Source organism: Nocardiopsis alba DSM 43377 (genome assembly GCF_000341225.1).
GTDB classification, from domain to species: domain Bacteria; phylum Actinomycetota; class Actinomycetes; order Streptosporangiales; family Streptosporangiaceae; genus Nocardiopsis; species Nocardiopsis alba.
Genome location: NZ_ANAC01000010.1, coordinates 96,333 through 122,329 on the forward strand (window position 1 = coordinate 96,333; position 25,997 = coordinate 122,329).

Genomic DNA, 25,997 nt, shown 5'->3' on the forward strand with positions numbered 1-25,997 from the left:
CGATGGTCGAGGCGAGCGAAGGACTGAGACACGCCAGACCCCGAGGGCCACGGAGCGGCTGGGTCCCCCTTGGGGTCTCCACGGCCGTGGTCGTGGTCCTGCTCGGCGGATGGGCGCTGGTGAACACCGTCCTCCCCTCCGGCACCCCCGTGGCGGCGGGGCAGAGCATGACGATCGCCTCGGCCGAGGGGCACGAGGCGAAGCTGACCTTCGGCCGGGGCTGGGAGATCTTCCCCGGCGACAGCAGCGCGGGCGACAACTACCGGCTCGGCCACGGCTCCACCCAGCTCCGATTGAACGTGGCCCTCCCCGAGCGGAGGGCCTCGGACATCGAACTGTGGGAGGGGATGCGCAACATCGTCCGCGTCGGGGACCCCTCCGCGAGTCTGACCGACCCACAACCGGTCACCACCGCGTCGGGCGCCGAAGGGCTGACCGGCGTCATGCACAGCAACCGGAACACCGGGACGGCCACCCTGTTCCCCTCGCCCAACAAGGGCTTCGTCATCGAGGCGACCGCCACCGGAGCGGGTCAGGGTGAGGCCGAACGCCTGCTCCAGACGCTCCGGTTCGACCGTGTCGGAGGTGGGGCATGAGTCACGCGCGCCCCGAACCCGACGTGCCCTCCACCGTGGACGGGAGGGTCCCACGACCACGCCCCTCCGCCCGCGAGGACGAGGAGGGCGGCCCCGCGCGCGTCGGTCGCGGACCCGCGACCGACCGCCACCGGCCCCTCAGGATCGTCACCGGGATCGTCTTCGGCCTGGGATGCCTGATCGGGTTCGGCATGTTCGTGAACGGCTTCCTCGGCATGGTGCTGGTCTTCCCCGGCGAAACCGCGCTGTCGTTCGTCCTGCTCACGGTGGTCGGAGTCGTGGGATTCGCGGTGCTCCGACGGATCCGACCGGTTCGGGCACCGACGATGGCCGTCTCGATCCTGGCCCTGCTGTGGGGCATGACCGGGGCCCTCGGCCTGGCCCTGACAGCCAACGGCCACCTGCTGTCGATCTGGAACAAGGTCGCCGGCCTGCCCTTCGGCGGCGAGTGGGGGGCGGCGCTCACCGCGCCGTTGAACGAGGAGCTGCTCAAGGTCGTCGGCATCGTGCTCATCGCGGTCCTCCTGCCGAAGGCGATCCGCAGCCCCATCGACGGCTTCATCGTCGGCGCTCTCGTCGGGTTGGGCTTTCAGCTGGTGGAGGACCTCACCTACTCGCTGAACATGATCGTCATGAGGGGCGGTATCGACGGTGTCGTCGCCATCGTGCAGTCCTTCTTCCTCCGGGTGGTGCTCACCGGGCTGGGCTCGCACTGGGCGATGACGGCCGTGGCGGGAGCCGCGGTGGGGTTGGTCGCGGCGGCCTCCTGGCGCCCCGAAGGTCGCCGGACGGCCCAGGCGACCCTGCTCCTGCTGTTGGCGATCGTCCTGCACTGGCTCTTCGACGCACCGCTGCTGGGTTCGGTCTCGGGAATCCTGTTCAAGGGGCTGCTCATCTTCCTGACGGCCGTGACCGTCTACCTCGTCGCCCGCCACACCTACCGTTCCCGGGTCCGACGGGCCTTGGCCGAGGCCGGTGACGAGCTGGGGATGCGACGTTCCTCCGCGATGGCCCTGGCCGGTCGTCGGGCACGCGTCAAGGAGCTGCGCGCCACCCCGGTGCCGGAACGGCCGGCCGCGCGGAACCGGCAACGACAGATGGTCGCGTTCGCCGAGGAGAGGGCGGTCGAGTACCACCCGCCGCCCCGGCCGGAGCCCGTGCTCGGCGAATGAGCCGCCTCCGAACACCGACGAGGCCCCCGGTGCCGACCGGGGGCCTCGTCGTATCCCCACCCCTCCGACCTGCGCCCCGAGTGGCCACGAACGCGGCTCATAGGTTAGCTTTACCTAAATCGGGCGCAATGGTGTTCTTCAGGCATTTCGGCATCGCTGTGCGCTCCGATACCACCGACACCACGGGCCCCGTGCGCGGCCGACACCGCCCACGCCCCGCCTTCGACCCCTCGGGGAGATCGCCCGCGGCGACACCATCAGCGATCAGAGGATTCCCTTGTCCAGACTCACCACCGCCACCACGGTCCTCGTGGCGGGAGCACTCCTCCTCAGCGGCTGCGGCACCACCGAGACCTCCGGCACCGGGGACAACCGGTCGAACGTGGCCACCGGACAGGAGGGCTTCCAGGACGTGCGCGAGCTCTCCGAACGGCTCGGCACGGACGCCGCCCCCGGCGAGTTCCCCCGCGTCGTGGACAACCTCGTCGCCAACGGCGAGGTCGGACCGACGGAGATCCCGGCCAAGCCCGAGCGGGTCATCGTCCTCGACACCGGTGAACTGGACAACGTGCTCTCCCTCGGCATCGAACCGGTCGGGATCGCCCACCCCGCCGACGCCGGGATCGCCCCCGACTACCTGGAGGTCGGCGACGCGGTGGACCTGGGCGCCTACGACGCTCTCGACCTCGAACAGATCAAGAACCTCGAGCCCGACCTCATCCTGGGCACCACGCTCCGGATCGACGACGACGGTCTGAAGGAGAGCCTCCAGGAGATCGCCCCGACCGTTCTCGCGCCCCGCCCCGGCGTGCTCTGGAAGGAGAACTTCCTGCTGAACGCGGACGCCCTGGGAGAGGAGGAGCGGGCCCGCGAACTCCTCGACGCCTACGAAGAGCGCGCGGGCGAGGTCGGTGACGCCATCGTCGAGGCCAACGGGGGCGAGGTCCCCACCGTGTCCATGCTCCGCTTCATGGCCGGCCGCACCCGCCTGTACGGCAACGACTCCTTCATCGGTGTCCTGCTCCAGGACGTGGGCCTGAAGCGCCCCGAGGCCGAGGACATCGACGACCTCGCCCTGGAGATCTCCCCCGAGGAGATCACCCTGGCCGAAGGCGACTGGGTGCTCTGGGGCACCTACGGCGAGGCCGACGCGACCGAGCAGGCCGCCGTGGTGGACGGCCCCCTCTGGGACCGGGTCCCCGCCGTCGCCGACGACGGCCTGGTCCGCGAGATCCCCGACGAGACCTGGTACCTGGGCCTGGGCGTGACCGGCGCCGAACACGTTCTGGACGATCTGACCGAGATCGCCGACAGCCTCCGGTGACACCCCGATCCCTCGCGCCGAGGAGGACCGCGCACACCGGCGCGGTCCTCCTCGGCGCCCTCGTCCTACTGATCGTGGCCTTCCTGGTCAGCCTCGCCGTGGGCACGCGCGTCCTCTCCCCCGTCGAGACCCTCCAAGGGATCTTCGGCCGGGAGGGCATCGCCGCCACCGTCATCTGGGAGATGCGCTTCCCCCGGACCCTCCTGGGCCTGCTCGTGGGCGCGAGCCTGGGCATGGCGGGGGTGCTCGCCCAGTCCGTGACCCGCAACCCCCTCGCCGACCCCGGGCTACTGGGCATCTCCTCCGGAGCCGCGGTCGCCGTGGTCGCGGGGAGCGCCTTCCTCGGTCTCGGCGCGGGCGCCCCACGGGTCCTCCTCGCCCTGCTGGGCGCCGCGCTGGCCACGGCGGCGGTGTACCTGTTCGCCCAGCGCTCCCCCGAAGGCCTCACACCCGTCAACATGACCCTGGCCGGCGCGGCCACCACCGCCTTCCTCGGCGCCGTGATCTCCGCGACCGTGCTGCTCAGCGCCTCGACCATGGACCAGTACCGGTTCTGGGTGGTCGGGGCCCTCACCATGCCCGGGACCGGGGTGCTCCCGCCCAGCGTCCCCTTCATGCTCGCGGGCGCCGTCCTGGCCCTGGTGGTGTCCGGCTCGCTCAACGCGATGGCCCTGGGCGACGACACCGCGGCCGCCCTCGGGGTCCGGGTCATGCGGACCCGACTGCTGGCCGGAGCCGCCGTGGTCCTGCTCTCGGGCACCGCCGTGGCCCTGGCCGGACCGATCGCCTTCGTCGGCCTGGTGATCCCGCACATCGCCCGAGCGCTGGTGGGCGGCGACGTCCGACGACTGCTCGCCTGCGCCGCACTGCTCGGCCCGCTGCTCCTTCTGATCTCCGACGTCGTGGGACGGCTGGTGGCCCGGCCCGGCGAACTCCAGGTGGGGGTCGTGACCGCACTGGTCGGGGCGCCCTTCTTCATCTGGTTGACCCGACGTACCAAGGAGCGTGGCCTGTGACCGCCACCGTACGCGCGGGCCGTCCGTCACGCGCCCTCGACCTGCTCCCCCGCCCCCGGCCGCGCGCCCGGGTGGTGGTGGCGACCCTGTCCGTCGCCGTCCTGGTGATCCTCTCCGCCCTGGTGGCGCTGAGCCTGGGCGATCGACCGACCGCGCCCGCGGACCTGTGGGCCGCGTTGCACGGCCGAGGCGCGGAGAACACCGTCTACGCGGTACGGGAGGTCCGGCTTCCGCGTGTGGCGCTGGCGATCCTGGTCGGCGCGGCCTTCGGACTGGCGGGCGGGCTCGGCCAGAGCGTACTGCGCAACCCGCTGGCCAGCCCGGACGTCCTGGGGATCAGCGCGGGCGCCTCCACCGCGGCCGTCGGGGTGATCGCCGTGGGCACGCTGGGCGGGCCCGTGGGCGTCGTCCCGATCCCGGTGGCCGCCCTGGCCGGAGGGCTGGGCGCGGCCGCGCTGATCTTCCTGCTGGCCCGAGGCGATTCCCTACGGGGACGGCGGCTCCTCCTGGTCGGGATCGCCCTGTCGGCGGCGTTGACCGGGTTCACGCAGTACCTGCTGACCGTGGTGGACGTGCACGACGCGCAGCGCGCGGCGGTCTGGCTCACCGGCAGCCTGAACACCCGCTCGTGGGAGGACGCCGTCCCGGTCGCCCTCGGCCTGGCGGTCCTACTGCCCACCGCTCTGGTGCTGGCGCACACCAACCGCGCCCTGCTCTTCGAGGACGACGTGGTCGTCGGCTGGGGTGTGCGCACCGGCCGGGCCCGGGCGACGCTCCTGCTGGTGTCCGTGTGCCTGGCGGCGCTCGCGACCTCGGCGGCCGGGCCGGTGGCCTTCGTCGCCCTGGTATCGGGGCAGGTCGCGCGACGGCTAGCCGCCGTCCCCGACATCCCACCCCTGCTGTCCGCGTCGACCGGCGCCGCCCTGGTGCTGATCGCCGACACCGTGGCGCGCACCGCGCTGCCCGTGCAGCTTCCGGTCGGCGTGCTCACCGCGCTGGTCGGCGCCCCGTACCTGCTGTACCTGTTGCAGCGACGCCGTGGATCGAGAGGTACCGCCCGATGACCGACGCCGAGAGCCGGACCGCCCGTCTGGAGGCACGTGACGTCCGTTTGGGGTACGGCGGTGACCCCGTCGTACCCGGGCTGTCCGTACGGATCCCGGACGGGCTGGTCACGACCGTGGTGGGCGCCAACGCCTGCGGCAAGTCCACGCTGCTACGCGGCCTGTCCCGGCTGTTGGAGCCCTCGGGCGGCTCGGTGCTCCTGGACGGAAAGGACCTGGCCAAGACCCCCTCGCGCGAGGTCGCCCGGGTGTTGGGGATGCTGCCCCAGTCCCCCACCGCCCCCGAGGGCATCACCGTCCGGGACCTGGTCTCCCGGGGCCGCCACCCGCACCAGAGCTGGTGGCGCCAGTGGGGCGAGGACGACCACGAGGCCGTGGAGGACGCGCTCCGGGCGACCGGAACGGACGGGTTCGCCGACCGTGACGTGGACGAACTGTCCGGCGGCCAGCGGCAGCGGGTGTGGATCGCCATGGCGGTGGCCCAGCGCACCGACCTGCTGCTGTTGGACGAGCCCACCACCTACCTGGACATGGCGCATCAGCTGGACGTGCTGGAGCTGGTCTCCAACCTCAACCGCGAACGCGGCAGCACCGTGGTCATGGTGCTGCACGACCTCAACCTGGCCTGCCGGTACGCCCACCACATCGTGGCCATGCGGGCGGGACGGATCGTCGCCCAAGGGCCGCCGGCCGAGGTGGTGACGGAGGAACTGCTGCGCGAGGTGTTCTCCGTGGAGGCGACGGTGCTCACCGACCCGGTGTCGGGCACCCCGGTGATCGTCCCCCAGCGCACCGTGCGTCCCTGACGCAGGCGAAGGAAGGGCGTTCACCTGGGCGCCCCCTTTAGAGCTCGTTGTCCTTGTCCCCGTGCGACTTGGAAGGCCTGCACCGCCGTGGCCCACGGCGGTGCAGGACCGGAGGGCCCCCGAACCAAAGGCTGCGGGTCGTGGACGTTGACCCCCGAGACCGCCACGGACAAGGACATACAGGCCCGGTCGGTGATCAAGTGGACCTTCGACCCATTCTCACCCCGGTCTACAGGATTCGGACCTGTCAACTCCCCCCTTGGAGGGCCCGCATATTGACCGGGTCGATCACCCACCGAGACCAGTCCACACCGACCACGGGCACCGACTTCGTCCAGGACCAGCCGGTGCGGCTCGGCCTGGGCCCGGGCCTGGAACCACTCGATGAAGCACCGGTGCGCGGTGGCCCCGGACAGACCGAACACCGGCGGAAGCTGCGCCCAGGCGCGGCCGGACGTGGACACGAAGACGATCGCGGCCACCTACCTCACGATCGCCGTGTCTGCGTCGACCGCCGCCCTGAGGACGCGTGAGCGCCCCGGCGCCACCCGCTGGAACAGCTCCCACGAATGAGATGAACCCTTGGTTCACCGGTTACTGCGTACAGGGGAAGGAATCCGATGAACGCAAGCCACGGCGCTTTACATCATGTCGAGCTGTGGGTACGCGAACTCGACACCGCCGAGCACAGCCTCGGATGGCTGCTGCCGGCTCTGGGCTACGAGGAATACGAGCGCTGGGGGCGGGGTGTCAGCTACAGGCTCGGGGCCACTTACATCGTGCTTGAGGCGAGTCCCGCGGTACGAGGCGAGCATGACCGCAAGCGCGCCGGGTTGAACCATCTCGCCTTTCACGTGAACACCGCCGACGAGGTGGAGTCGCTGGTACGCAAGGCGGCCGGCCAGGGGTGGACGCTGATGTTCGCCGATCGGCACCCCCATGCGGCCGGGCCTGATCGGCATGTGGCGTATCTGGAGGATCCGGACGGGTTCGAAGTCGAGCTCGTGGCTAGGGATAAGACTGCCGAGCCCTGAGTTACGCCCGTCATATCCAATTCTTCTCGCGCGCGTAGCGGGCGACCTTCCCGACGCGTCTACGTGGCGGTCTTCTGGACGGCGCTGAAGAGGTGGTCCCGCACCGCCCCGGTCGGCAGGTGAAGGGTCTCGCTCGTCTGGACGATGGTGAGCCCCTTCAGGGTGCATTCGAGGACGTCGTGTTCGCGTTCGGTCAGTGGGCTGTATGAGGTCATCACCTGGACGAAGAGCTCGTTGTCGATGTGGCGCCCGCCTTCGGGCATGTCGAGGTCGAGGAGCACCGCATCGGGGCGATGGCGCTGGACCTGCCGGAGCACTTCTTCCCCGGTCGCGGCCTCTGCAACGACCGGGACGTCCCCTTCGGTCTTCGAGGGGGACTCGGCACCACGATCTTCAACACCTTGTTCGTCGCCGCACTCACGTCAGGGCTCCTGGCGCTCATATTCTGACAAGGTCGAAAGAGAAGGGCAGGACAAGACATGTCGATTCACTTGACCCCCATCGGCTTCGTGCACAGCACACGGACGGATGCCACCGACGACGCCTGGGACGCGGAAGCGACGACCATCCACCTCGACGGCGACACCTTCTCCCCCGAGGCGCTCCAGGGCCTCGACGCATTCAGCCACGCGGTGATCGTCTACTGGTTCGACCGCGTCCCGACTGAGAAGATCACGACCGGAGCCCGGCACCCTCGGGGGAACGAGTCATGGCCGAAGGTCGGTATCTTCGCCCAGCGGGGCAAGAACCGCCCCAACCGCATCGGCGTTACCACCGTGCGAATCGTCGACGTCCAGAACCTGAGCGTCACGGTCGAAGGTCTCGACGCGATCGATCGGACCCCGGTTCTGGACATCAAGCCCTACATGCTCGAGTTCGCACCACGCGGCACTGTCTCCCAACCGCAATGGTCGAAGGAACTCATGTCCGACTACTGGCGAACAATCCAATCCCGGTAGTCACCGAAAAAGGCGTGAGCCCCCTACCATTGCATCTCCCCCTTGCCAGGCGAGGACTCGGTGATGCTCACACGAACAGGAGCACCTTGAAGAGCCAAGCGGCGATGCAGGGTCCAAGGCCCGATTCCGCGTTCAGGATGTGAACCTGTTCGATGGCGCGTCACCGGGTCGGGAGACGAGAGTCGTCATTGGAACTGTTCCGCGTGCTGTAGCGAAATTTCTCGTTCCACCTGCTCAGAGTTCATCTCATTTGGATGCTCGATGGCCTGGCCGTGTGTCGATGGTCGAAGGCCTTGTTCCGGATGAGCCGTGGGAGCTGTTCCAGCGGGTGGCGCCGGGGCGCTCACGCGTCCTCAGGGCGGCGGTCGACGCAGACACGGCGATCGTGAGGTAGGTGGCCGCGAGGAACGCAATCTGCGTGACGTGGGGTGATGCCCCCGGAGACGCGGAAAGAGGCCCACCGGATGGTGGACCTCTCTACAACCTGCTACTTCTCTGTCGGGACGGCGGGATTTGAACCCACGACCCCTTGACCCCCAGTCAAGTGCGCTGCCAAACTGCGCTACGTCCCGTGCGCCGATCCGCCGTCTCCGGCGCGACCAACAGCTCAGACTCTATCGCATTTCCCGGGCCCGACGAACATCGGCGAGGCCGCGCCGGCGCCCGGGACCGGATCAGGGGGTCCATCCCTCCAAGCGCTCGGACCCCCCGTCCCGGGCGACCGCCACGAGAGCTCCCGGGACGGCGATCGCCTCCGAGGCCGCGCGGCCTTCCGAGAACATCATGGTCGGGCTCTCCCAACCCACGGTCTCCCCGAAGGGCGCGACCAGGGTGTAACCGGACTCGCCCAGGTAGTCCCGCGCACCGACGAAGGCCAGGGCGTCCTCCAGTACCGCGATGGACGACCCGCCGATGGTGATGTCGTGGAGGTAGACCCCCTCGACCACGGCCGTGCCCGTGACCTCTCCGGAGGGGTCGATCCGGTGGAAGGTGGTCTCCAACTCTCCCGTCTCACGGGCGATCACGGCCCCGTTCGCGTCGGCCGCCACCACCCCCCTGAGGTCCGCGCTGTAGGCGTGCTCCTCGGGAAGGACCACGAGGTCCTCACCGGTCTCCGCGTCGAGCACCAGGGTCCTGCCCTCGGGGCCGCGTTCCAGCACGACCACGTGACCCTCTCCCGGTTCCGGGACCGTCTTCTGCCGGGGACCCTCCTCACCGGGCGGGACGCTCCACTCGCGGGTCCAGAGCTCGATCTCCTCCTCCCGGTCGACCGCCACGAGCCGGGCGTCCACACCGGTCCCCTCCCACCCGAAGGGGTCGTTCGCCCTGACCGCGTTCTCGAAGAGCTCCCCGTCCTCGTCCGGGCAACCGACGGTCCCGATGATGAGAGGTCCGTGGTTCAGCACGCCGGTGACCGTGCAGTCTTCGGGGAGGTCGGAGATCTCCGCGAGGATCTCCAGGTCCCATTCCCCGTAGGACCCCTCCCGAGGAGGAGGGACGAGGTCGCCCCGCACCTCGACGACCCTCCCGTCGGCCGGGTCCAGCACATCCGTGGCACGCGGGTCCTCGCCGTCCTCGGTCTCGCCCACCAGGTGGCGTACGTGCACACGACCATCGCGTGTCCACACTTCATCGACCGGATCGTTGGGGCGCAGATAGGACCACCTCTCGGCCCCGCTCGCCCCGTCCAACGCGGTCACCCCGTCGGACAACAGAACGAGCGGCCCGTGATCCCAGACCTCGACGGCGCGGATCTCCTGCCCTCGGGGCGGACGCCACTCCCAACCGACGCCGGAGACCGTGGCCGGGATCGCCTCGGGTTCCCCGAGGTCACCGGCGACGCGATGCGGCACCCAGGGGACGACGAACCGGGCGAGCGACACCCCGACGAGGACGACCGCCACGGCCCCGATCCCGACCATCGGCAGGAACCTCCGGGCCGGCCTCGGCTCGAACCGCCGACCACCGGCGAGCATGAGAAGACACCCCAGGGCCACGGCGCAGACCACCAGCCACACGTGCGCGTCGTCCGGCCGGGCGAGGACCGCTCGCCCTTCCGGAGTGGTCCCGCTGAAGAGCCCCTCGGGGAAGGCGCTCCACACCAGGTAGAGAGCGAGCAGGCAGGCCAGGGACATCCAGACGAGATACACGGGGACGGAGGGAGGGTAGAGGTGGTGGCGTCTCCATCTCATCCCGCCCCTCAGGATCAGGACCGCCAAGGGGACGGCCGTCCACCAGAGGGAGCCGCCGGAGGCTTCGAGCCACCCTCCCCGGACCACGGACATCGTCACGAGCCATAGCAGGGCGCCGACCAGTAGCCCCGCGCCGATCCACACGGGCACGGGCCCGGGCCGGAACGGCCCTCCACCATCCTCACGGGCCTTACCCGTCACCGTTCTCACCTTTTCTCATCTCGTTCGTGTTCGGCACAGACCCCGAAAGGGCGCCCCGGGAAGGGATCCCGGGGCGCCCCGAACATTCGAGGACGAAACTAGCCGAACAGGTCCGGGCGGTGACGGCGGGCCTCCAACACGAGGGGGTTGTCCCATCCGTCCGGTCCGGCGGACTGGAAGGAGATCGCGACCAGCTCGGCCCCGGTGCGGGGGTGCCGGGGCTGGGCGGCGAACACCTGACGCATCCGGGCGGCCTGATCCGGCACGACGCGCTCTCCCCACCCGATGAGGCCGCGTGACCCCAGGTCCTTGACCTGGACGTTCTTTCCGCCGACCTCGACCCCCCTGCCGGCCGAGATCCGGTCGAGCGTCCGATCGATCTGGACGATGTCCGGCCAGCGCAGCCGGACCTGGAACCCGATGTGGTCGCGCAGCTCCACCCCGACCGGGGAGGTCAGGACGGTGGTGCCGCGGATCATCCTCCTGGTCTTGATCACGGGTGTGACCGCGAGGCAGAGGGTGGCGATGGCCCCGACGACGATCCCGCCGGTCATCCCCGTCCCGGAGGCGATCGTCTCGAAGAGGATCGAGCCGAGGAGCAGGAAGACGACGAAGAACACCCCCAGGAGCGGGCTGAACGCCAACAGGTAACGCAGATAGGTACCGGCTCCCCCTGAGGGGTGGAAGGCCTGTGTGCCCGGCTCTCCCGGCAGAGGCCATTCGGGGGAGACACGATCCCACCCCTGCGGCAGCCCTTCCACCGCCACGTGCTGCGGCGCCCGCCCGTGGTACGACGGCTGCCCGTGGCCGGGCGGCCACGCGTATCCGTGCGGCGGCCCCGGCGAGGGCGGACCCCATTGCTGCTGCGACTGCTGAGGATGTGGCGGGTACTGCGGATGCTGTGGGGGTCGCGGGCCGGGGTGACCGCCCCACCCTCCCTGTGGCGGGTACCCGTTCACTCTCTCGCCCCCGGGTTCGGTCCGGTATCCGTCTTCGTTCTCATCTGTCCCCCGTCTCCTTCGCGTCCGTCCATCGATTCCGGGTTCGAACGCCGGAACAGTGTGCCAGGGAACGCCCGACCACGTCACGGTCCGGCCCCGTTCACCGGCTCTCCCACCCGACACGTGACCCCCTCGGGCCGTGAACGCTTCCGGAGCGCCCCTACCGGTCGGGGTGCCGAGAACGGCATGAGGATGGCCGCATCCGGCCAAACGTGAGATCTTTTCATCTTTATGAAGGCTCGGGAAGGGCCCGGAGAACGAGCCGAGGCCCCGCGTCGACCCGCAGGTGGACGGCCCGACGGCACGACGGGACGACCTCGCCGCGGCCCCCCGTTCCCGGAAAGAGCCGAACCCGGCATCGTACCCACCCGGGCCCGCCCCCTCCCTCCGCGCCCCCGGACCGATGCCCCTCTCCCCCGTTGCCCCGGCGATCCCGGTGACCTTCAATAGGGTCCACCCCGCACCCCGCAAGGCCCGCATCGGGCCGAAAGGACACACCACACGCATGGCCTCCTTCAACCGGCGTGGATTTCTCCTGAGCTCGGCGGTGGGCCTGGCGGCCCTGGGGCTGAGCGCCCCTCCCGTCTCGGCCGCCACTCACGACCGACTCCTCCGCCGCACCCTGGACCGGGTCGTCGCCCCCGAGGGCACCACCCTCGCCGAGGTCGCCACCCCCGTCGGCGACGGCTACCGACTGCTGACCTCCGGCCCCGGATGGCCCATCGAGGTCCGCGAGGACCTGGTGACGGCCCGTTCCGACCGCGACGACCGCCGCACCCCCTTGGCGGCCTTCGTCCAGTTCACCGACCTGCACATCATGGACGCCCAGAGCCCGGTGCGCTTCGAGTACACCCACCCGATCCTGGGATCCAGTGCCCACCGCCCCCAGGAGACGCTCGCCCCGCTCGGCGCCTCGGCCCTGGTCGCCAGGGTCAACTCCCTGCGTGCCGGTCCCGTCACCGGACGTCCCTTCGACTTCATGATGACCACGGGCGACAACACCGACAATCACGAGCAGATCGAGCTCGAATGGCTCATGGCGATCCTCAACGGAGGGTCGATCACCCCCAACACCGGAGATCCGTCCGGCTACGAGGGCGTGCAGAACTGCGGCTCCGACCTGTACTGGCATCCCGACAGCGAGCGCGGCGACCGGTACAAGTCCCGAGGCTTCTTCCCCCACCTGCCCGGTTTCCTGGACGCGGCCACCTCCGAGTTCCACAGCCCGGGGCTGGACGTCCCCTGGTACTGCACCATCGGCAACCACGACAACACCCCGTCCGGCACCCTGCCCGTCGGAAGCCTCACGGACTGCTTCATCGGCGACCGCAAGATCATGTTCGCCGACGACCGGGTGACCGAGCAGGCCGCGGCCGCCATGACCGAACCCGACCAGGTCGGCGAGCTTCCCGACGAGGTCGAGCGGTTGGAGGAGCCCGGAACGGTCAAGGCCTCGTCCATCACCTCCACCGTGACCCCCGACGAGCGGCGCATGCCCTTCGACACCAAGGGGTTCGTCGCCGCCCACCTGAGCGAGGCCAACACCGGCCCCGGGCCGGTGGGGCACGGCTTCACCGAGGCCAACGCCGACGGGGTCGACTGCTTCTACACCTTCCCCATCGCCGAGGGCGTCACCGGGATCAGCATGGACACGACCACCCTGGCCGGCCTGGCCAACGGGTCCATCGGCAAGACCCAGTACGACTGGCTGGAGCGGACCCTGCGCGCGTCGAGCTCGGTCTACTACGACCTGCTCGGACGGCGCCGGACCCAGCAGGTCACCGACGAGCTGTTCGTCCTGTTCAGCCATCACACCAGCGACACGATGACCAACCCGCTCCCGGACCGTCGCCGCCCGGCCGAGCTGCGCTACATCGGCGACATCCTCGTCACCATGCTCAAGCGCTACCCGAACGTGCTGGCCTGGGTGAACGGGCACACCCACTACAACAAGGTGCGTGCGCACACCTCCAGCAGCCCCGAACGCGGTTTCTGGGAGATCAACACCGCCTCTCACATCGACCACCCGCAGATGGCCCGCTGCATCGAGATCGTGGACAACGCCGACGGGACGATGTCACTGTTCACCACCCTGTTGGAGGCCGACAGCCCCTATCAGGTGGACCACGGCGACTACTCGCAGGCCGGTCTGGCGTCGCTGTACCGAGAGCTGTCGGTCAACGACCTGTACGCCGACGCCGCCAACCTCGGTTCGGAGGCCGACCGCAACGTCGAACTCCTGGTCGCCGCGCACCATCCGGCACGGTGAGACCTCCCCGTCCGGCCGGACCTCGGAACCCGGCCGGGCGGGGCCCCGGGCCCGTCACCGACATCGGCGACTCGAAGCCTTGAGCCCGCCCGCCGGAGCCCTCAGCCCTGGAACTCCAGGTCCGTGACCCGTTCGTTCTCCGGCACCGGATCCGGAGGGGTGTCCCCTCGGAAGGGTTCGCCGTTCAGCGCCTCACGGTAGTGGGGCTCCTCCCAGCCGTACGGATCGGGCCCCACCGCCACGATGCGGGAGGGGTTGATGCCGGTGTGCACGTAGTAGTAGTGCTCCCGGATGTGGAGCAGATCTGTGGTGTCTCCGAAACCCGGTGTCTGGTAGAGGTCACGCGCGTAGGCCCACAGCACCGGATACTCGGAGAGCTTGCGCCGGTTGCACTTGAAGTGGCCGTGGTAGACCGCGTCGAACCGGACCAGGGTGGCCCACAGCCGTAGATCCGCCAGGGTGATGTGATCGCTCACCAGGTAACGGTGTCCGGCCAACCGCCGTTCCAGGTAGTCGAGCCGAGAGAAGACGTTGGAGACGGCGTCCTCGTAGACCTCCTGGTCGGGGGCGAACCCGGCCCGGTAGACCCCGTGGTTGAGATCGCGGTGGATCCAGGCGCTCACCGTGTCGATCTCCTCCCGCAGGAGCTCCGGGTAGAGGGAGGGCGCGCCCTCCCTGTCCAGATCGCCCCATTCGGTGGCCAGATCGACGCTGAGCATGTCGTAGTCGTTGGAGACCAGTTCCCCGGTGGCCACGTCCACCAGGGCGGGAACGCTCACACCCCCGGTGTAGTGGGGGTCGCGGGCCAGATAGGCCTCGCGCAGAGCGTGGATCCCCAGGACCGGGTCCTTGCCGTCCCGGTCTCCGTTGCCCTCGCTGAAGACCCAGTGCGGTTCACCGTCGATGACCTCCTGTAGGGGATCGACGACCGCCAGGGAGATCGCCTCTTCCAACCCCATGATGCGCCGGACCATGACCACCCGATGCGCCCATGGGCAGGCCCGGCTGACGACCAGACGGTAGCGGCCCGGTTCGGCGACGCGCCCGTAGCGCCCATCGGAGGTGACCCGGTCGGTGAAAGCCGAGGGATCGCGCTCGAAATCCTCGGTCGGCAGCATGTTGGCCCGCATACAGCACCCTCCCTGCTCGGAGAACCCGTCCTCCTCCGATCCTAGGGCGGCGAGGGTCGGCTCATCAGGTTGTCCACAGCCTCGATCCGGGCGGATCCGGCCGCCCCCGTGGGACGGCCGGGGCGCGATTCATCGATCGTGGACGGCGGCCACGGCCTCGATCTCCACCAGCTGATCGTCGTAACCCAGAACGGTGACGCCCAGAAGGGTGCTGGGGACGTCGTGATCGCCGAAGGCGTCGCGGACCATCTCCCAGGCGGCGACCAGGTCGTCCTGGGAGGAGGAGGCGACGAGCACCCGGGTGCTCACCACGTCGGTGAGGCCGGCACCGGCCTCGGCGAGCGCCGTCCGCAGGTTGGCCACGCACACGGCGGCCTGGCCCGCGTAGTCGCCCACCGCGGCGGTGGTTCCGTCCTTCTCCAGCGGGCACGCGCCGGCGGGGAAGATCAGACGCGTCCCGGCCGGGACGGTGGCCGCGTAGGCGTATTCGGCCGCGTCGGAGAGGGCGGCGGAACGGATGAGGGTCACTGCGCTGTTCATGAGGGTCTCCCGTCGAAGGCGTCGAACCTTCGGAAGGTTAGTGACATATCGAGAGAACGCCCACCGATTTTCGCGTTCCACCGCGAGGGCCGGACCACACGTTGGAGGCGCCCGGGACGGGGGTCAGCCGGCTCGGCCCGCCGGCGTCCGGAGGCCGCTCCTCTCCAGCTCGGCCATGACCTGGCGGGCGACGGCCCGACCGGCCCGGTTAGCGCCGATCGTGCTCGCCTGCGGCCCGTATCCGGCCATGAACAGCCGAGGGTCGCGGACCGAGCGCCCGTCGCGCACCCACATCCCTCCTCCGGGTTCGCGCAACCGCAACGGGGCCAGGTGGGACAGTTCGGCGCGGAAGCCGGTGGCCCAGATGATGGCGTCCACCCGTTCGAACGAGCCGTCCTCCCAACGGACCCCGTCGGGTTCGATCACCGAGAACAACGGGCGGGCCACCAGGAGTCCGCGGTCGCGGGCGGCCAGGTTCGCGGGGGTGGCGGGCAGGCCGGTTCCGCTGATGATGCTCGGCAGCGGTCTCCCCGACCGGGCCGCCTCGTCGGCGGCGCGCACCGCCTTGACACCGCCCTTCGGGTCGTTCACGAAGGTGACCGGACGCCGGGTGACCCAGATCGTCTCGGCCGCCACGCCTTCGAGTTCGCGCAGGAAGCCGACCGCCGAGGTACCGCCTCCCACCACCAGTACCCTCCGGCCGGAGAACTCCGCCGCCTCCCTGTACTCGGGGGTGGAGATCTGTCGGCCTCGAAAGTCGGCGATACCCGGCATATGAGGCCGGAACGGTCGCGCCCAGGTACCGGAGGCGTTCACCACCACCCGGGCCTCGATGTCCCCCGCGGTGGTCGTGACCGACAGCCCCTCGCCCTCGTCATGGACCCCGGTGACGTGGACCGGCCGCGCCACCCTCAGGTCGAAGAAGCGCTCATAGCGGTCGTAGTACTCGCGCACCACGTCCCGGGCCGGGCGTTCGACGTCGGCGGTCGCGAAGCTCAGACCCATCTCGCGCATCCCGGGAAGGTCGTCGACCTTGTGGGCGTCGTCCAGGCGCAGCGACTCCCAGCGGAACTGCCAGGCCCCGCCGGTGGCGGGCCCTCGGTCCAGGACGACGAGGTCGGTCCCGGGTTCCAGTCCGAGGCGTCGTAGATGCCAGGCGGCCGAGAGACCGGCCTGGCCCGCACCGATGATCACCACGTCCGTCGAGGCGGGAAGCGTCCCCGCTCCCGTGGCCTCGTTCCGTTCGACCAGGTCCGTCATCGCCGATCCCTTCGTCCACCGTCGACAGTGGGCAACAGCGGGGGATCCGCGTTCATGCCTCCCCTTCGAAGGTTCGAGCGGACCTCACATCCGCCTCGCCTTTCGGGAGGACCGGCCGCTGGAACAACGCTCCGCTCCCCCGCCCCGGGCACCGGACCGTGCGAAGGTGCCGAAACCCTCGTTCGCGGTAGTACCGGTGCAGGGCGTGGTTGGTACGCCAACAGTCCAGGCGGAGCCAGTGCCTCCCCTGAGCGGCGATCCGAGCACAGGCCCATCCCAGGAAGGCGTCTCCGAGCCCACCGCCGCGTTCTCCCGCACGGACCATGAACTTGTAGAGGTAGAGGGCGTCGGCGAGGTCGTCTTCCTCGTTCCAGAAGTCGAGGTCGGGCCCTCCCAGGGTGAGGGTCGCGTCGATCCTCCCTCCTCGATCGACGACCCACGTCGTGCCGGAGGCGACCCCCGCCTCGATGTCCGCGATGGCGCGGGCGGTGTCGTGCCACTGGTCCGATCCGATGGAACGCAGCCACTCCGCCGCCGCCACGCGCAGTTCTATGAGGGTGGGAACGTCGTCCGGTCCGGCCCGTCGGGGGATCGTGTCGAGTCCGGGAGGCCCGGCCTCCCCTCTTGTCGCCGCCATCGTCGCTCCTCGCGGGCTTCGTCTCCGTACCGTCGTCGACGAGTGTGCCCGACGACGAGGAGAAACGGTCCGTTCCACGAAAGGTTCGGGAGAGAGATCTGGAATTCCAGGTGTCCAGGTCCGGGAGAAGGCGACCCGCCCGCAGGGCCGAGGGGACGGCCCCTCCCGGCCGAAGAACCGGAAGGACGGCCGGGACGGCCGTGTCCGGGCTCTTCGAACGGAACAAGAATGTTACAGATGGCGACGACATCGATCCGCACGGGAGTCGTCACATGACCGCGATCACCTTCGACCACACCGCCACGGGCTACGGACTGCCCCACGTCCGCTGCCTGGCCCACGCCGCGCGGCTGGCCTACAAGGACGAGACCGAGGTGGAGGAGACGGCGCGGGGCTGGGGGTTCGACCGGGTGCGCTCCTTCCGGGTGCCGCTCAGCCGCCCCTTCGTCCTGGAGGACACCCAGGCCTACGTCATGGCGGGCGACGACATGATCGTCATCGCCTTCCGAGGAACCGAGCCCGAACAGGTCCGCGACTGGCTCTCCGACGTCAACGCCCCCCAGGTCCGCGAACACTCCTGCGAGGGCCGGGTCCACTGGGGCTTCCAACGCGCCTTGGACGCGGTCTACTCGGAGCTTTCCGGCACTCTGCGGGAGTTCCGGGACTCCGACCAGACGGTGTGGGTCACCGGGCACAGCCTGGGCGGAGCACTGGCCATGCTGGCGGCCGCCCGCCTGCACTTCGCCGACGACGTCCTGGCGGACGGCGTCTACACGTTCGGGCAGCCCCGGACCTGCGATCCCGCCCTGGCGCGGGCCTACGAGCAGGCGTTCCAGGGAAGGATGTACCGCTTCGTCAACAACAACGACATCGTCGCCCAGGTGCCGCCCGAGCCGCTCTACCGTCATGTCTCCGAAGTCCGGCACATCGACGCCGGCGGACGGATCCGCGAGAAGCCGATGTCCGTCCTGGGCGGCCTGACCGACTCGTTCGAGGGGCACACCGCCGACGTGTTCTCCCCCGGCGCGGACGCCCTCCGCGACCACTCCATGAACGCCTACATCACCCACCTCGACGCCGCCGCGCACTGAGGGGTCCACCACGTGTCCGTGGCCGTCGAAGCGCGTCCATGTGTCCAGAGCCTTCGAGGTGGAAAACGCGTGGCCCGTCTGGCCACCCCGTGGTTACGCTGCACCCCATGGGCATCGAGATTCGTGACCACATCACCGAGGACCGCGAGGCCGTGGTCGCTCTGTCCCTACGCGCATGGGAGCCCGTACACGCTTCGATCGCCCGAGTCCTGGGGCCGGAGATCTACGCACGGGTCGTCGGGGACTGGAGTCGGGCCCAGAGCCGGGACGTCCGGGCCGCCTTGGACTCCGAGGAGATGCGAACCCGGGTGGCGGTGACCGACCGGATCGCCGGATTCTCCACGGTCAGGCTCGACCGGAAGGAGGGCATCGGAGTACTGCACATGCTCGCGGTCGATCCGGAATGGCAGGGCCGAGGAGTGGGGAGGGAACTCATCGCGGAGGCCGAACGGTTCATGCGCGAGGAGGACATGAAGGTCGCCCTCGTCGAGACCGGAGGCGATCCGGGTCACGCTCCCGCTCGAGCCGTCTACGAGGGGGCCGGTTACACCGGCATGCCGGTGGTTCACTATTACAAGGCCCTCCGAGCGGGTCGGGGACACGAAGAAGGGCGTTCACCCAGGTGAACGCCCTTCGCCCGTCGGGACGGCGGGATTTGAACCCACGACCCCTTGACCCCCAGTCAAGTGCGCTGCCAAACTGCGCTACGTCCCGTGCGGTGGACCGGCGCCGTCTCCGGCGCGGCCAACGGGGAAGACTCTATCGCATCTTTCGGGGCGTTCGCACCACGAGGCACGGCCGCCGAAGGACGCGCGGGGTGCGCAAGAACGGTCAAGCGCGTGACGGGCCTCCGTGAACATACTGGTCACATGAGTCAGCCCACCGCCGAACCGCCCTCGGGCCGTGATCGTCTGCGCGAACTCCTCGACGCCGTCCTGCACGAGGACAACGCCCGTCTGAGCGACATGGCCGGACAGGCCCACGCCTCGCCGTTCCACTTCAGCCGTACCTTCTCCCGGGACACCGGAGAGTCACCGGTGGCGTTGCGCCGCCGGGTACTGCTGGAGCGGGCCGCCTGGCAGATCGGACAGGGCACCACCGTCACCGACGCGGCCTTCACCGCGGGATACGAGTCGGTGGAGGGGTTCATCCGGGCGTTCTCACGCGCCTTCGGCCATCCGCCGGGCGCGACCACCAAGGGCAGCGGACGGTGGCTGGAGGCGCCCAACGGCGTCCACTTCCATCCGCCGTTCCACCTGTGGGTGGAGGAGGGCTCGCCGCGGCGGAACGGCATGGAGCCGACCGTGCTCCAGATCCACCACGACGTCGACGACACGACCCACCTCATCGAGCTGGCCTCGCGCCTGTCGGAGCAGGAGTACCGCGCCACGCGCGCCCCCGGCCGGACCGTCCTGTCGTGGGACGGACCCGAGGAGTCGATCGCCCGCACGCTGGAGCTGCTGGTGAAGAGCAAGGAGGTCTGGCTGGCCTCCATCGAGGGAGCGGACTTCCCCGAGCCGGCCGCCGACGACCCGGAATCGCTCCGGGAGAGGCACCGTACGGCGGGGGCTCGGTGGATCGCCACCGTCGACGACATCGGACGCCGAGGCGCCTGGGGCGACCGGCTCATCGATGCCCTGTGCGACCCGCCGGAGAGCTTCTCCCTGGTGGGCGTCGTGGTGCACGTGCTCACCTTCGCCGCGCACCGCCGCCAGCTCGTGCGACAGATGTTGCGTGAGGCGGGTGTGGCGGTGGATCACGGAGACCCCATCGAATGGCTACAGAGACACTACGGAGGAACGACATGACCAGGACCGTCTACGAGACCGCCACCAGCCTGGACGGGTTCATCGCCGACCCGGACAACTCACTGGACTGGCTGTTCGCTGTGGAGGGCGCGCAACCGGGCGAGGAGAATTCCGAGGCGATCGACAGCACCGAGGCGTTCATCAGGAGCGCCGGGGCGATCGTGTTGGGGGCGACCACCTACGAATGGATCCTCACCCATGAAGGGGGCGACCCATGGCCCTACGAGGCGGCCACCTGGGTGCTCACCCATCGCGACCTGCCCCGGGTGAAGGGGGATCTGCGTTTCGCCCGGGCGGACACCGACGAGGAACTGCGCGCTCTGCACGCGGAGATGGTCCGGGTCGCCGACGGCCGGGACATCTGGGTGGTGGGCGGAGGACGGATCGCCGCCGACCTGGCCCGTCTGGGGCTGTTGGACGAGGTGCGGGTGTCGATCGCGCCCATCTCCCTGGGCGGGGGCGCACCCCTGCTGGACGGGCGCGTCGAACTGCGCCCCCTGGAGGTCGAGCGGGCCGGCGCCTTCGCCTGTCTGCGCTATGAGGTGGTCAAGCCCTGACCAGGAGGGGTGGCGTGCCCGTCGGTCGACTCGACCTCGGCCAGCAGGCGCGCCGCCTCGGCCACCTGGTCCTCATCGAGCACGGCGATCCCGTGCTCGCGGAGCAGGTGGGCGGTGACCCCCTCCCCCGGCACCTTGACCCCGGAGAAGGTCCCGTCGTAGACCTCGCGTGACCCACAGGAGGGGCTGGACTGTTTGAGCAGGGCCACGGCGACCCCGTGGGCCCGGGCGGTGGCCAACGCGGAACGGGCACCGGAGACGAAGTGCTCGGTCACGTCCACGCCCTCGGGGGTGAGGATGCGTGCCCGGCCGGCGAGCACGTCCGCGGCGTCGGCGCCGGGTTCGATCTCCGCCGGGGGCCGGGGCACCGGCAACCCCCCGGAGATCTCGGGGCAGTGCACGACGAGTCGCCCCTCCCGCCGCCAGCGTTCGACCGCGGCGTCGTCCACCGGCTTGGCCCGACCGTCGTAGCGGACCCTGCGCCCCATCAGGCAGGCGCTGACCAGCACTTTACGCATGCGACCACGCTACCCTCCGGCCGACACGTTCAAATCCCACGGTCCCCTCGCACATGGTGCTTATGTAGGTACGCAAGGTGACGCGACCGAGGGAGAGACGTGAGCGACACACGACCCGGAGGCGGCTCGTCCTCCGACGGTGCCCGAAGCCTGCGGACCGAACATCGCACCACACGCAAGGCCGTCACCGCGGCCGCGATCGGTAACGCGACCGAATGGTACGACTTCGGTGTCTACAGCTACCTGGCGGTCACGATCGGGCTGGTCTTCTACCCCTCCCAATCGGGGGGCGTCCAGCTCATCGCCACCTTCACCACCTTCGCGGCGGCGTTCCTGGTGCGTCCGCTCGGCGGTATGTTCTTCGGCCCCCTCGGAGACCGGATCGGGCGTAAGCACGTACTCGCCTTCACCATGCTGTTGATGGCGGTGAGCACCTTCGCGATCGGCCTGATCCCCTCGGCCGACACCATCGGCATCGCCGCACCGATCCTCCTGTTGCTCGCCCGCATGACACAGGGCTTCTCCACCGGAGGCGAGTACGGCGGCGCCACCACCTTCATCGCCGAGTACGCGCCCGACAGACGCCGCGGTTTCCTCTCCTCGTGGCTGGAGTTCGGCACGTTCAGCGGCTATATCGGCGGCGCCGGCATCGTCACCCTGCTGACGTTGTTCCTCGGCGACGAGACGATGCTGGCCTGGGGTTGGCGCATCCCCTTCCTGCTGGCCCTGCCGCTCGGCGCGATCGGTCTGTACCTGCGGGTCAAGCTGGAGGAGACCCCCGTCTTCGACCAGAACACCGACGGCTTCGCCAAGGACGCCGGTGGCGCGCGCCGCAAGGGGCAGCTCCGCGAGACCATCCTCGAGCAGGGGCACGCCATCCTGCTGTGTCTGGGCCTGGTGATGGTCTTCAATGTCAACAACTACATGGTGACCGCCTACCTGCCCACCTACCTGGACTCCTCGCTCGGCTACAGCACCACCATGGGGCTGGTCGCGACCTTGGGCGCGATGGTGTTCATGCTGGCCGCCGTGACCCTGGTCGGAAGGGCGAGCGACCGGGTGGGTCGCAGGCCCATCCTGTTCTCCGGCAGCCTGTTCGCGATCGTGCTGTCCCTACCGGCCTTCTGGCTGCTGCAACAGGGGAACCTGTGGTCGGTCGCCTTCGGTGTGCTGGTCCTCGCCATCACCCTGGTGCACTTCTCCGGGGCCGCCCCGGCGGCTCTGCCGGCCTTCTTCCCGACCAAGGTCCGCTACGGCGCCCTGGCGATCAGCTTCAACATCTCGGTCTCACTGTTCGGTGGCACGACCCCGTTGATCTCGGAGTCGCTGGTGCAGTCCACCGGCAACCTGTACGCTCCGGCCTGGCTGCTGATGATCGCCGGCGCGGTGGGCGTCGTGGTCGTATGGCGGATGCCCGAGAGCGCGGGGCGTCCGCTGCCCGGGGCACCGGCCATCCCGGTGCCGGAGAGGATCGCGCAGGGCGCCTCTCCCACCCCTCCCCGTCCCCGGGACGGGGAGGACTCGGAGTGGCGCTCGCCCGGAGGCAACGTGCGCAGGCTCCCCTCCGAGTCCGACTGACCCGAACGCGCCGAGGGCGCTCCGTCGGTGCGACGGAGCGCCCTCGGCGCGTTCACGGGGGGCTCAGTCCTCCCGCTTCTCGTCCTCACCCGTCTCACCGGGCTCGTCGGTGTGCTCCCGGATCGCCGACATCAACAGCGACGAGGATTCGAGCTGACCCATGAGCCGGTCGACCGTCATCAGGGCGAGCCCCTGCGCGGGGTCTCCCAGGACGAGCAGTTTGTCGCCCGGCGCGATGCCCAGGTCTCGGCGGGCCTTCGCCGGCAGCGAGATCTGACCGCGTTCGCTCACGGTCACCGCGCCGTAGAACCCCCGGCCACCGGGCCCGTAGGAAGCGCCGTCCTCCTTCTCGGCCACCTGGTCACCACCTTCTCCACATGTTCCGCACAGCCTATCAAGCGGATCATGCCGGGCCCCGGCTCCGTTTCCTCCCCTCGACCACGACATGCTTTACATGATTTACATGACATAGCATGTACGAGAACGCCTCGCAGAGGAGGAACCGTGACCACCACCGCGCCCCGAGCGCTCGCCCCCGATCTGGCCCGTGGCGCCATGCTCCTGGCCATCGCCTTCGCCCACGCCCCCTTGTACGTCCTGGCCATCGACCACGGCCCCCTCGCGGCGAACCGGATCGCCCTCGCCGTCCACGACCTGTTCGTCGGCAACCACGCCCGACCGATGTTCGCGTTCCTGTTCGGCTACGCCCTCGTCCAGATGCTGGAACGCCGTACCTCCCGAGGCGACGACCCTGCCGACGTCCGGGCCATGCTGCGCCGCCGAGGTCTGTGGCTGATCGTCTTCGGCACGGCCCACCTCCTCCTGGTGCCCATCGACATCCTGGCCGCCTACGGAGTCGCCTCGCTCGTGCTCGTCGGCCTCCTCCGAGTACGGGACCGCACCCTGCTGTGGGTCGGCGCCCTCACCCTGATCCCCGGCACCCTGCTCTCCGGTCTCCCGCTGCTCCTGGCCCTCCCCCAGGGCCTGACCACCTTCGACATCGGCGCGCTGACCCTGCCCGCCGGCGGTGACACGGGCTCCCTGTACCTGGAACGCCTCCCCGGCGCGCCGATCGGAACGTTCGTCGGAACCGTGCTGGTGACGCCCGGTGTGATCGCCGGCATGTGGGCGGCCCGGCGCGGACTGCTGGAGGCCCCCGAACGCCACCGAGCCTTCCTGATCCGCGCCGTCGTGGTGACCATGGTGATCTCCTGTCTGGGAGCCCTGCCCTCGGTCCTGGCCCAGACCGGCCTGTGGCAGCCCTCGACGACGGCCGCGCTCTGGACCGCGGCCATGCTCCAGCCGCTCACCGGCTACTTCGGCGGCTTCGGCATGGCCGGGGCCATCGCGCTGATCGCCCTCCGGGCCGCGCGGACCCGGGGCCCGCTGACCACCGCGGTGGTCGCACTGGGACAGCGCTCCATGACCTTCTACCTGTTCCAGAGCGTGGCGTTCATGGCGGTGTTCGCCCCCATCGCCTTGGGCCTGCACGACCGCGTGGGACTGAGCGGAGCGCTGGTGGTGGCCACGCTCGTCTGGCTGGTGTCGTTGGGCGCCGCCGAACTCATGCGCCGTCGAGGCCTGCGAGGCCCCGCGGAGAGTCTGCTCAGGCGTCTGGTCTCCGGCGGGACCACTCGATCGAAGGCACCGGCCTCGACCTGATCCCCGGAAACGCCACGAGGGCCCACCCGGAACGATCCGGATGGGCCCTCGGCGCCGTCGAAGAGGGTCAGCGGCGCCCGCGCTGATTGCGGTCGGGACGCACGCTGCCCTTGGAGGCACGCCCCTGAACACCGTTCTTCTTCTCCCGAATGCGCATGCTGATGTGCACCGGGGTCCCCTCGAAGCCGAAGTCCTCGCGCAGACGACGCTCGATGAACCGGCGGTAGTTCTCCTCGAGGAAACCGGTCGTGAACAGGATGAAGTGCGGAGGGCAGGCACCCGCCTGGGTCGCGAACAGGATCTTGGGCTGCTTGCCGCCGCGTACCGGCGGCGGGGTGGCCGCCACCAGCTCCTTGAGCCAGTTGTTGAGCTGCCCGGTCGGGATGCGCTGGTTCCACCCGTTCAGGCTGGTCTCGATGGCCGGAACGAGCCGCTCCATGTGCCGGCCGGTCGCCGCGGAGATGTTCACCCGAGGGGCCCAGGAGACGCGGGAGAGCTGCCGATCGATCTCCTTCTCCAGGTAGATGCGGCGCTCCTCGTCGAGGATGTCCCACTTGTTGAAGGCCAGGACCAGGCCGCGGCCGGCCTCGACGACCTGCTCCACCACCCGGATGTCCTGTTCGGCGAGCGGCTCGCTGACATCCATCAGCACCACCGCCACCTCGGCCCGCTCCAAGGCCGTGCCGGTCCGCATCGTCGCGTAGTAGTCGGCTCCCTGAAGGGCACGGAACCGGCGGCGGATACCGGCGGTGTCGATGAACTTCCAGGTCTTGCCGCCCAGCTCGATCAGCTCGTCGACCGCGTCCCGGGTGGTCCCCGCCACCGAGTCCACGACCACGCGGTCCTCGCCGGCCAGCCGGTTGAGCAGGCTGGACTTGCCCACGTTGGGACGGCCGAGCAGGGCCACGCGCGGCGGGCCGTCCTCACCGTCACGATCGTCGTCGCCCTCCGGGACCTCGGGGAACGACGACACCAGGGCGTCGAGGAGATCGCCGGTCCCACGACCGTGCAGGGCGCTGATGGGGAAGGGCTGGCCCACACCGAGGTTCCACAGGTCGAGGGCGTCCGCCTCCTGCTGCCCGCCGTCGACCTTGTTCGCGGCCAGGACCACGGGACGCTTGGTGGCGCGCAGGACGCGGGTGACGGCGGCGTCGGCGTCGGTGATGCCGACCGTCGCGTCCACCACGAACAGGATCACGTCGGCGGTCTGCGCGGCGTACTCGGCCTGACGGGCGACCATCGCGGCCAGACCGGCGACACTGGTCTCCCAACCACCGGTGTCCACCAGCGTGAAGCGCCGGGTCTGCCACTCGGCGTCGTAGGCGACGCGGTCACGGGTCACGCCCGGCACGTCCTCGACCACGGCCTCGCGGCGGCCGAGGATCCGGTTGACCAGGCTGGACTTGCCGACGTTGGGGCGGCCCACGACCGCGACGACCGGCAGGGCCGACTCGGGCCCCTCGGACTCGTATCCGATGTCGGACACGTCGAACTCACTCATTGCTCATAACTCCCGGTTGCAGGACCCCGCGCGCCCAGGATGCGTGCCGCGAGGCCACGAAGATTCGACGCGATCGCCACG

At 69.9% G+C, this 25,997-nt stretch carries 26 protein-coding genes, 2 tRNA genes and 2 pseudogenes; 17 read left to right on the plus strand and 13 right to left on the minus strand.

The features are described from left to right. The first annotated feature begins 2 nt into the window (after window positions 1-2). The 6 genes from D451_RS0107690 (at window position 3) to D451_RS0107715 (ending at window position 5,978) form a co-directional block, all read left to right on the plus strand. Window positions 3-596, plus strand: a complete 594-nt coding sequence (locus D451_RS0107690) for a hypothetical protein (RefSeq protein WP_026124899.1) — start codon at window positions 3-5, stop codon at window positions 594-596. Next, window positions 593-1,768: a PrsW family intramembrane metalloprotease gene (locus tag D451_RS0107695; RefSeq protein ID WP_017533997.1), complete on the plus strand. Its 1,176-nt coding sequence runs from the start codon at window positions 593-595 to the stop codon at window positions 1,766-1,768. The genes D451_RS0107690 and D451_RS0107695 overlap by 4 nt, the downstream gene beginning before the upstream one ends. A gap of 277 nt (window positions 1,769-2,045) precedes the next feature. After that, the gene (locus D451_RS0107700) at window positions 2,046-3,092 is read left to right on the plus strand and encodes an ABC transporter substrate-binding protein (protein ID WP_017533998.1); all 1,047 of its coding nucleotides are present in this window, start codon (window positions 2,046-2,048) and stop codon (window positions 3,090-3,092) included. Next, window positions 3,089-4,108, plus strand: coding sequence for a FecCD family ABC transporter permease (locus D451_RS0107705; RefSeq protein ID WP_017533999.1), 1,020 nt, complete (start codon window positions 3,089-3,091; stop codon window positions 4,106-4,108). The genes D451_RS0107700 and D451_RS0107705 overlap by 4 nt, the downstream gene beginning before the upstream one ends. Then, window positions 4,105-5,172, plus strand: a complete 1,068-nt coding sequence (locus D451_RS0107710) for a FecCD family ABC transporter permease (RefSeq protein ID WP_017534000.1) — start codon at window positions 4,105-4,107, stop codon at window positions 5,170-5,172. Before D451_RS0107705 ends, D451_RS0107710 begins: the two co-directional genes overlap by 4 nt. After that, entirely contained in the window at window positions 5,169-5,978 is an 810-nt protein-coding gene (locus D451_RS0107715; RefSeq protein ID WP_017534001.1) for an ABC transporter ATP-binding protein, read from the plus strand. The genes D451_RS0107710 and D451_RS0107715 overlap by 4 nt, the downstream gene beginning before the upstream one ends. A 52-nt stretch (window positions 5,979-6,030) precedes the next feature. Here D451_RS0107715 and D451_RS28390 read toward each other — a convergent pair. Continuing rightward, a pseudogene (locus D451_RS28390) lies at window positions 6,031-6,538 on the minus strand (transposase); the annotation flags it as partial. Window positions 6,539-6,598: 60 nt separating this feature from the next. Here D451_RS28390 and D451_RS0107725 point away from each other — a divergent pair. Then, window positions 6,599-7,012, plus strand: a complete 414-nt coding sequence (locus D451_RS0107725; RefSeq protein WP_017534003.1) for a VOC family protein — start codon at window positions 6,599-6,601, stop codon at window positions 7,010-7,012. A gap of 59 nt (window positions 7,013-7,071) precedes the next feature. Here D451_RS0107725 and D451_RS0107730 read toward each other — a convergent pair whose 3' ends face one another. Then, window positions 7,072-7,227: a LuxR C-terminal-related transcriptional regulator gene (locus tag D451_RS0107730; protein WP_234305717.1), complete on the minus strand. Its 156-nt coding sequence runs from the start codon at window positions 7,225-7,227 to the stop codon at window positions 7,072-7,074. A gap of 27 nt (window positions 7,228-7,254) precedes the next feature. Here D451_RS0107730 and D451_RS28060 point away from each other — a divergent pair, with 27 nt between their 5' ends. The 3 genes and pseudogenes from D451_RS28060 to D451_RS28395 form a co-directional block, all read left to right on the plus strand. Next, entirely contained in the window at window positions 7,255-7,461 is a 207-nt protein-coding gene (locus D451_RS28060) for a hypothetical protein (protein WP_017534005.1), read from the plus strand. A 42-nt stretch (window positions 7,462-7,503) separates the two neighbouring features. After that, complete coding sequence (locus D451_RS0107740) at window positions 7,504-7,971, plus strand: SAM-dependent methyltransferase (RefSeq protein ID WP_241463298.1); 468 nt, start codon at window positions 7,504-7,506, stop codon at window positions 7,969-7,971. 274 nt (window positions 7,972-8,245) lie between these two features. Then, window positions 8,246-8,364 (plus strand): annotated as a pseudogene (locus D451_RS28395) (IS5/IS1182 family transposase); the annotation flags it as partial. 105 nt (window positions 8,365-8,469) lie between these two features. Here the strand turns inward: D451_RS28395 and D451_RS0107750 are convergent. The 3 genes from D451_RS0107750 to D451_RS0107760 all read right to left on the minus strand — a co-directional run bounded on the left by D451_RS0107750 (window position 8,470) and on the right by D451_RS0107760 (window position 11,125). Continuing rightward, window positions 8,470-8,543: transfer RNA gene (locus D451_RS0107750), tRNA-Pro, on the minus strand. Between the two features lie 102 nt (window positions 8,544-8,645). Continuing rightward, window positions 8,646-10,364, minus strand: a complete 1,719-nt coding sequence (locus D451_RS0107755; RefSeq protein WP_026124900.1) for a hypothetical protein — start codon at window positions 10,362-10,364, stop codon at window positions 8,646-8,648. Window positions 10,365-10,462: 98 nt separating this feature from the next. Next, complete coding sequence (locus D451_RS0107760) at window positions 10,463-11,125, minus strand: hypothetical protein (RefSeq protein ID WP_152472816.1); 663 nt, start codon at window positions 11,123-11,125, stop codon at window positions 10,463-10,465. Window positions 11,126-11,870: 745 nt separating this feature from the next. Here D451_RS0107760 and D451_RS0107765 point away from each other — a divergent pair. Next, window positions 11,871-13,634 carry a TIGR03767 family metallophosphoesterase gene (locus D451_RS0107765; protein ID WP_017534009.1) on the plus strand — a complete coding sequence of 588 codons (1,764 nt, stop codon included), beginning with the start codon at window positions 11,871-11,873 and terminating at the stop codon, window positions 13,632-13,634. 101 nt (window positions 13,635-13,735) lie between these two features. On the opposite strand, the gene D451_RS0107770 is transcribed toward D451_RS0107765, so the two are convergent. The 4 genes from D451_RS0107770 to D451_RS0107785 form a co-directional block, all read right to left on the minus strand. Beyond that, entirely contained in the window at window positions 13,736-14,764 is a 1,029-nt protein-coding gene (locus tag D451_RS0107770; RefSeq protein WP_017534010.1) for a glutathione S-transferase family protein, read from the minus strand. Window positions 14,765-14,893: 129 nt separating this feature from the next. Further along, window positions 14,894-15,304: a RidA family protein gene (locus D451_RS0107775; protein ID WP_026124901.1), complete on the minus strand. Its 411-nt coding sequence runs from the start codon at window positions 15,302-15,304 to the stop codon at window positions 14,894-14,896. 123 nt (window positions 15,305-15,427) lie between these two features. After that, window positions 15,428-16,564: an FAD-dependent oxidoreductase gene (locus D451_RS0107780; protein ID WP_017534012.1), complete on the minus strand. Its 1,137-nt coding sequence runs from the start codon at window positions 16,562-16,564 to the stop codon at window positions 15,428-15,430. Between the two features lie 52 nt (window positions 16,565-16,616). Further along, the gene (locus D451_RS0107785) at window positions 16,617-17,201 is read right to left on the minus strand and encodes a GNAT family N-acetyltransferase (RefSeq protein WP_017534013.1); all 585 of its coding nucleotides are present in this window, start codon (window positions 17,199-17,201) and stop codon (window positions 16,617-16,619) included. Window positions 17,202-17,473: 272 nt separating this feature from the next. Here D451_RS0107785 and D451_RS0107790 point away from each other — a divergent pair, with 272 nt between their 5' ends. Together D451_RS0107790 and D451_RS0107795 are read left to right on the plus strand one after the other, a co-directional pair. Further along, window positions 17,474-18,292 carry a lipase family protein gene (locus D451_RS0107790; protein ID WP_017534014.1) on the plus strand — a complete coding sequence of 273 codons (819 nt, stop codon included), beginning with the start codon at window positions 17,474-17,476 and terminating at the stop codon, window positions 18,290-18,292. A gap of 107 nt (window positions 18,293-18,399) precedes the next feature. Then, window positions 18,400-18,918 (plus strand): GNAT family N-acetyltransferase, encoded by a 519-nt coding sequence (locus D451_RS0107795; protein ID WP_017534015.1) that lies wholly within the window; start codon window positions 18,400-18,402, stop codon window positions 18,916-18,918. 14 nt (window positions 18,919-18,932) lie between these two features. Here the strand turns inward: D451_RS0107795 and D451_RS0107800 are convergent. Further along, window positions 18,933-19,006, minus strand: a tRNA-Pro gene (locus D451_RS0107800). 155 nt (window positions 19,007-19,161) lie between these two features. Between D451_RS0107800 and D451_RS0107805 the strand changes: the two genes are divergently transcribed. Together D451_RS0107805 and D451_RS0107810 are read left to right on the plus strand one after the other, a co-directional pair. After that, entirely contained in the window at window positions 19,162-20,100 is a 939-nt protein-coding gene (locus D451_RS0107805) for a helix-turn-helix domain-containing protein (RefSeq protein ID WP_017534016.1), read from the plus strand. Next, window positions 20,097-20,657, plus strand: coding sequence for a dihydrofolate reductase family protein (locus D451_RS0107810; RefSeq protein ID WP_017534017.1), 561 nt, complete (start codon window positions 20,097-20,099; stop codon window positions 20,655-20,657). The genes D451_RS0107805 and D451_RS0107810 overlap by 4 nt, the downstream gene beginning before the upstream one ends. Here the strand turns inward: D451_RS0107810 and D451_RS0107815 are convergent. Next, window positions 20,636-21,175, minus strand: coding sequence for a DUF523 domain-containing protein (locus D451_RS0107815; protein WP_017534018.1), 540 nt, complete (start codon window positions 21,173-21,175; stop codon window positions 20,636-20,638). The two genes, D451_RS0107810 and D451_RS0107815, sit on opposite strands and share 22 nt — an antisense overlap. A 99-nt stretch (window positions 21,176-21,274) precedes the next feature. On the opposite strand from D451_RS0107815, the gene D451_RS0107820 reads away from it, so the two are divergent. Next, window positions 21,275-22,753: an MFS transporter gene (locus D451_RS0107820; protein ID WP_017534019.1), complete on the plus strand. Its 1,479-nt coding sequence runs from the start codon at window positions 21,275-21,277 to the stop codon at window positions 22,751-22,753. 63 nt (window positions 22,754-22,816) lie between these two features. Here the strand turns inward: D451_RS0107820 and D451_RS0107825 are convergent, their stop codons facing one another. After that, complete coding sequence (locus tag D451_RS0107825; RefSeq protein ID WP_017534020.1) at window positions 22,817-23,110, minus strand: AbrB/MazE/SpoVT family DNA-binding domain-containing protein; 294 nt, start codon at window positions 23,108-23,110, stop codon at window positions 22,817-22,819. Window positions 23,111-23,257: 147 nt separating this feature from the next. Between D451_RS0107825 and D451_RS0107830 the strand changes: the two genes are divergently transcribed. Continuing rightward, on the plus strand, window positions 23,258-24,415 hold the full coding sequence (locus D451_RS0107830; RefSeq protein ID WP_017534021.1) for a DUF418 domain-containing protein: 1,158 nt from the start codon (window positions 23,258-23,260) through the stop codon (window positions 24,413-24,415). Between the two features lie 67 nt (window positions 24,416-24,482). Here the strand turns inward: D451_RS0107830 and der are convergent, their stop codons facing one another. After that, window positions 24,483-25,916, minus strand: coding sequence for a ribosome biogenesis GTPase Der (gene der / locus D451_RS0107835; protein WP_017534022.1), 1,434 nt, complete (start codon window positions 25,914-25,916; stop codon window positions 24,483-24,485). Between the last annotated feature and the right edge of the window lie 81 nt (window positions 25,917-25,997).

Coding starts and splice junctions, on each gene's coding strand:
- D451_RS0107715 (WP_017534001.1), top strand. CDS start 5,169: ATGACCGACGCCGAGAGCCGGACCGCCCGTCTGGAGGCACGTGACGTC.
- D451_RS0107695 (WP_017533997.1), top strand. CDS start 593: ATGAGTCACGCGCGCCCCGAACCCGACGTGCCCTCCACCGTGGACGGG.
- D451_RS0107730 (WP_234305717.1), bottom strand. CDS start 7,227: ATGACCTCATACAGCCCACTGACCGAACGCGAACACGACGTCCTCGAA.
- D451_RS0107810 (WP_017534017.1), top strand. CDS start 20,097: ATGACCAGGACCGTCTACGAGACCGCCACCAGCCTGGACGGGTTCATC.
- D451_RS0107765 (WP_017534009.1), top strand. CDS start 11,871: ATGGCCTCCTTCAACCGGCGTGGATTTCTCCTGAGCTCGGCGGTGGGC.
- D451_RS0107780 (WP_017534012.1), bottom strand. CDS start 16,564: ATGACGGACCTGGTCGAACGGAACGAGGCCACGGGAGCGGGGACGCTT.
- D451_RS0107805 (WP_017534016.1), top strand. CDS start 19,162: ATGAGTCAGCCCACCGCCGAACCGCCCTCGGGCCGTGATCGTCTGCGC.
- D451_RS0107775 (WP_026124901.1), bottom strand. CDS start 15,304: ATGAACAGCGCAGTGACCCTCATCCGTTCCGCCGCCCTCTCCGACGCG.
- D451_RS0107725 (WP_017534003.1), top strand. CDS start 6,599: ATGAACGCAAGCCACGGCGCTTTACATCATGTCGAGCTGTGGGTACGC.
- D451_RS0107690 (WP_026124899.1), top strand. CDS start 3: ATGGTCGAGGCGAGCGAAGGACTGAGACACGCCAGACCCCGAGGGCCA.
- D451_RS0107770 (WP_017534010.1), bottom strand. CDS start 14,764: ATGCGGGCCAACATGCTGCCGACCGAGGATTTCGAGCGCGATCCCTCG.
- D451_RS0107785 (WP_017534013.1), bottom strand. CDS start 17,201: ATGGCGGCGACAAGAGGGGAGGCCGGGCCTCCCGGACTCGACACGATC.
- der (WP_017534022.1), bottom strand. CDS start 25,916: ATGAGTGAGTTCGACGTGTCCGACATCGGATACGAGTCCGAGGGGCCC.
- D451_RS0107795 (WP_017534015.1), top strand. CDS start 18,400: ATGGGCATCGAGATTCGTGACCACATCACCGAGGACCGCGAGGCCGTG.
- D451_RS0107815 (WP_017534018.1), bottom strand. CDS start 21,175: ATGCGTAAAGTGCTGGTCAGCGCCTGCCTGATGGGGCGCAGGGTCCGC.
- D451_RS0107790 (WP_017534014.1), top strand. CDS start 17,474: ATGACCGCGATCACCTTCGACCACACCGCCACGGGCTACGGACTGCCC.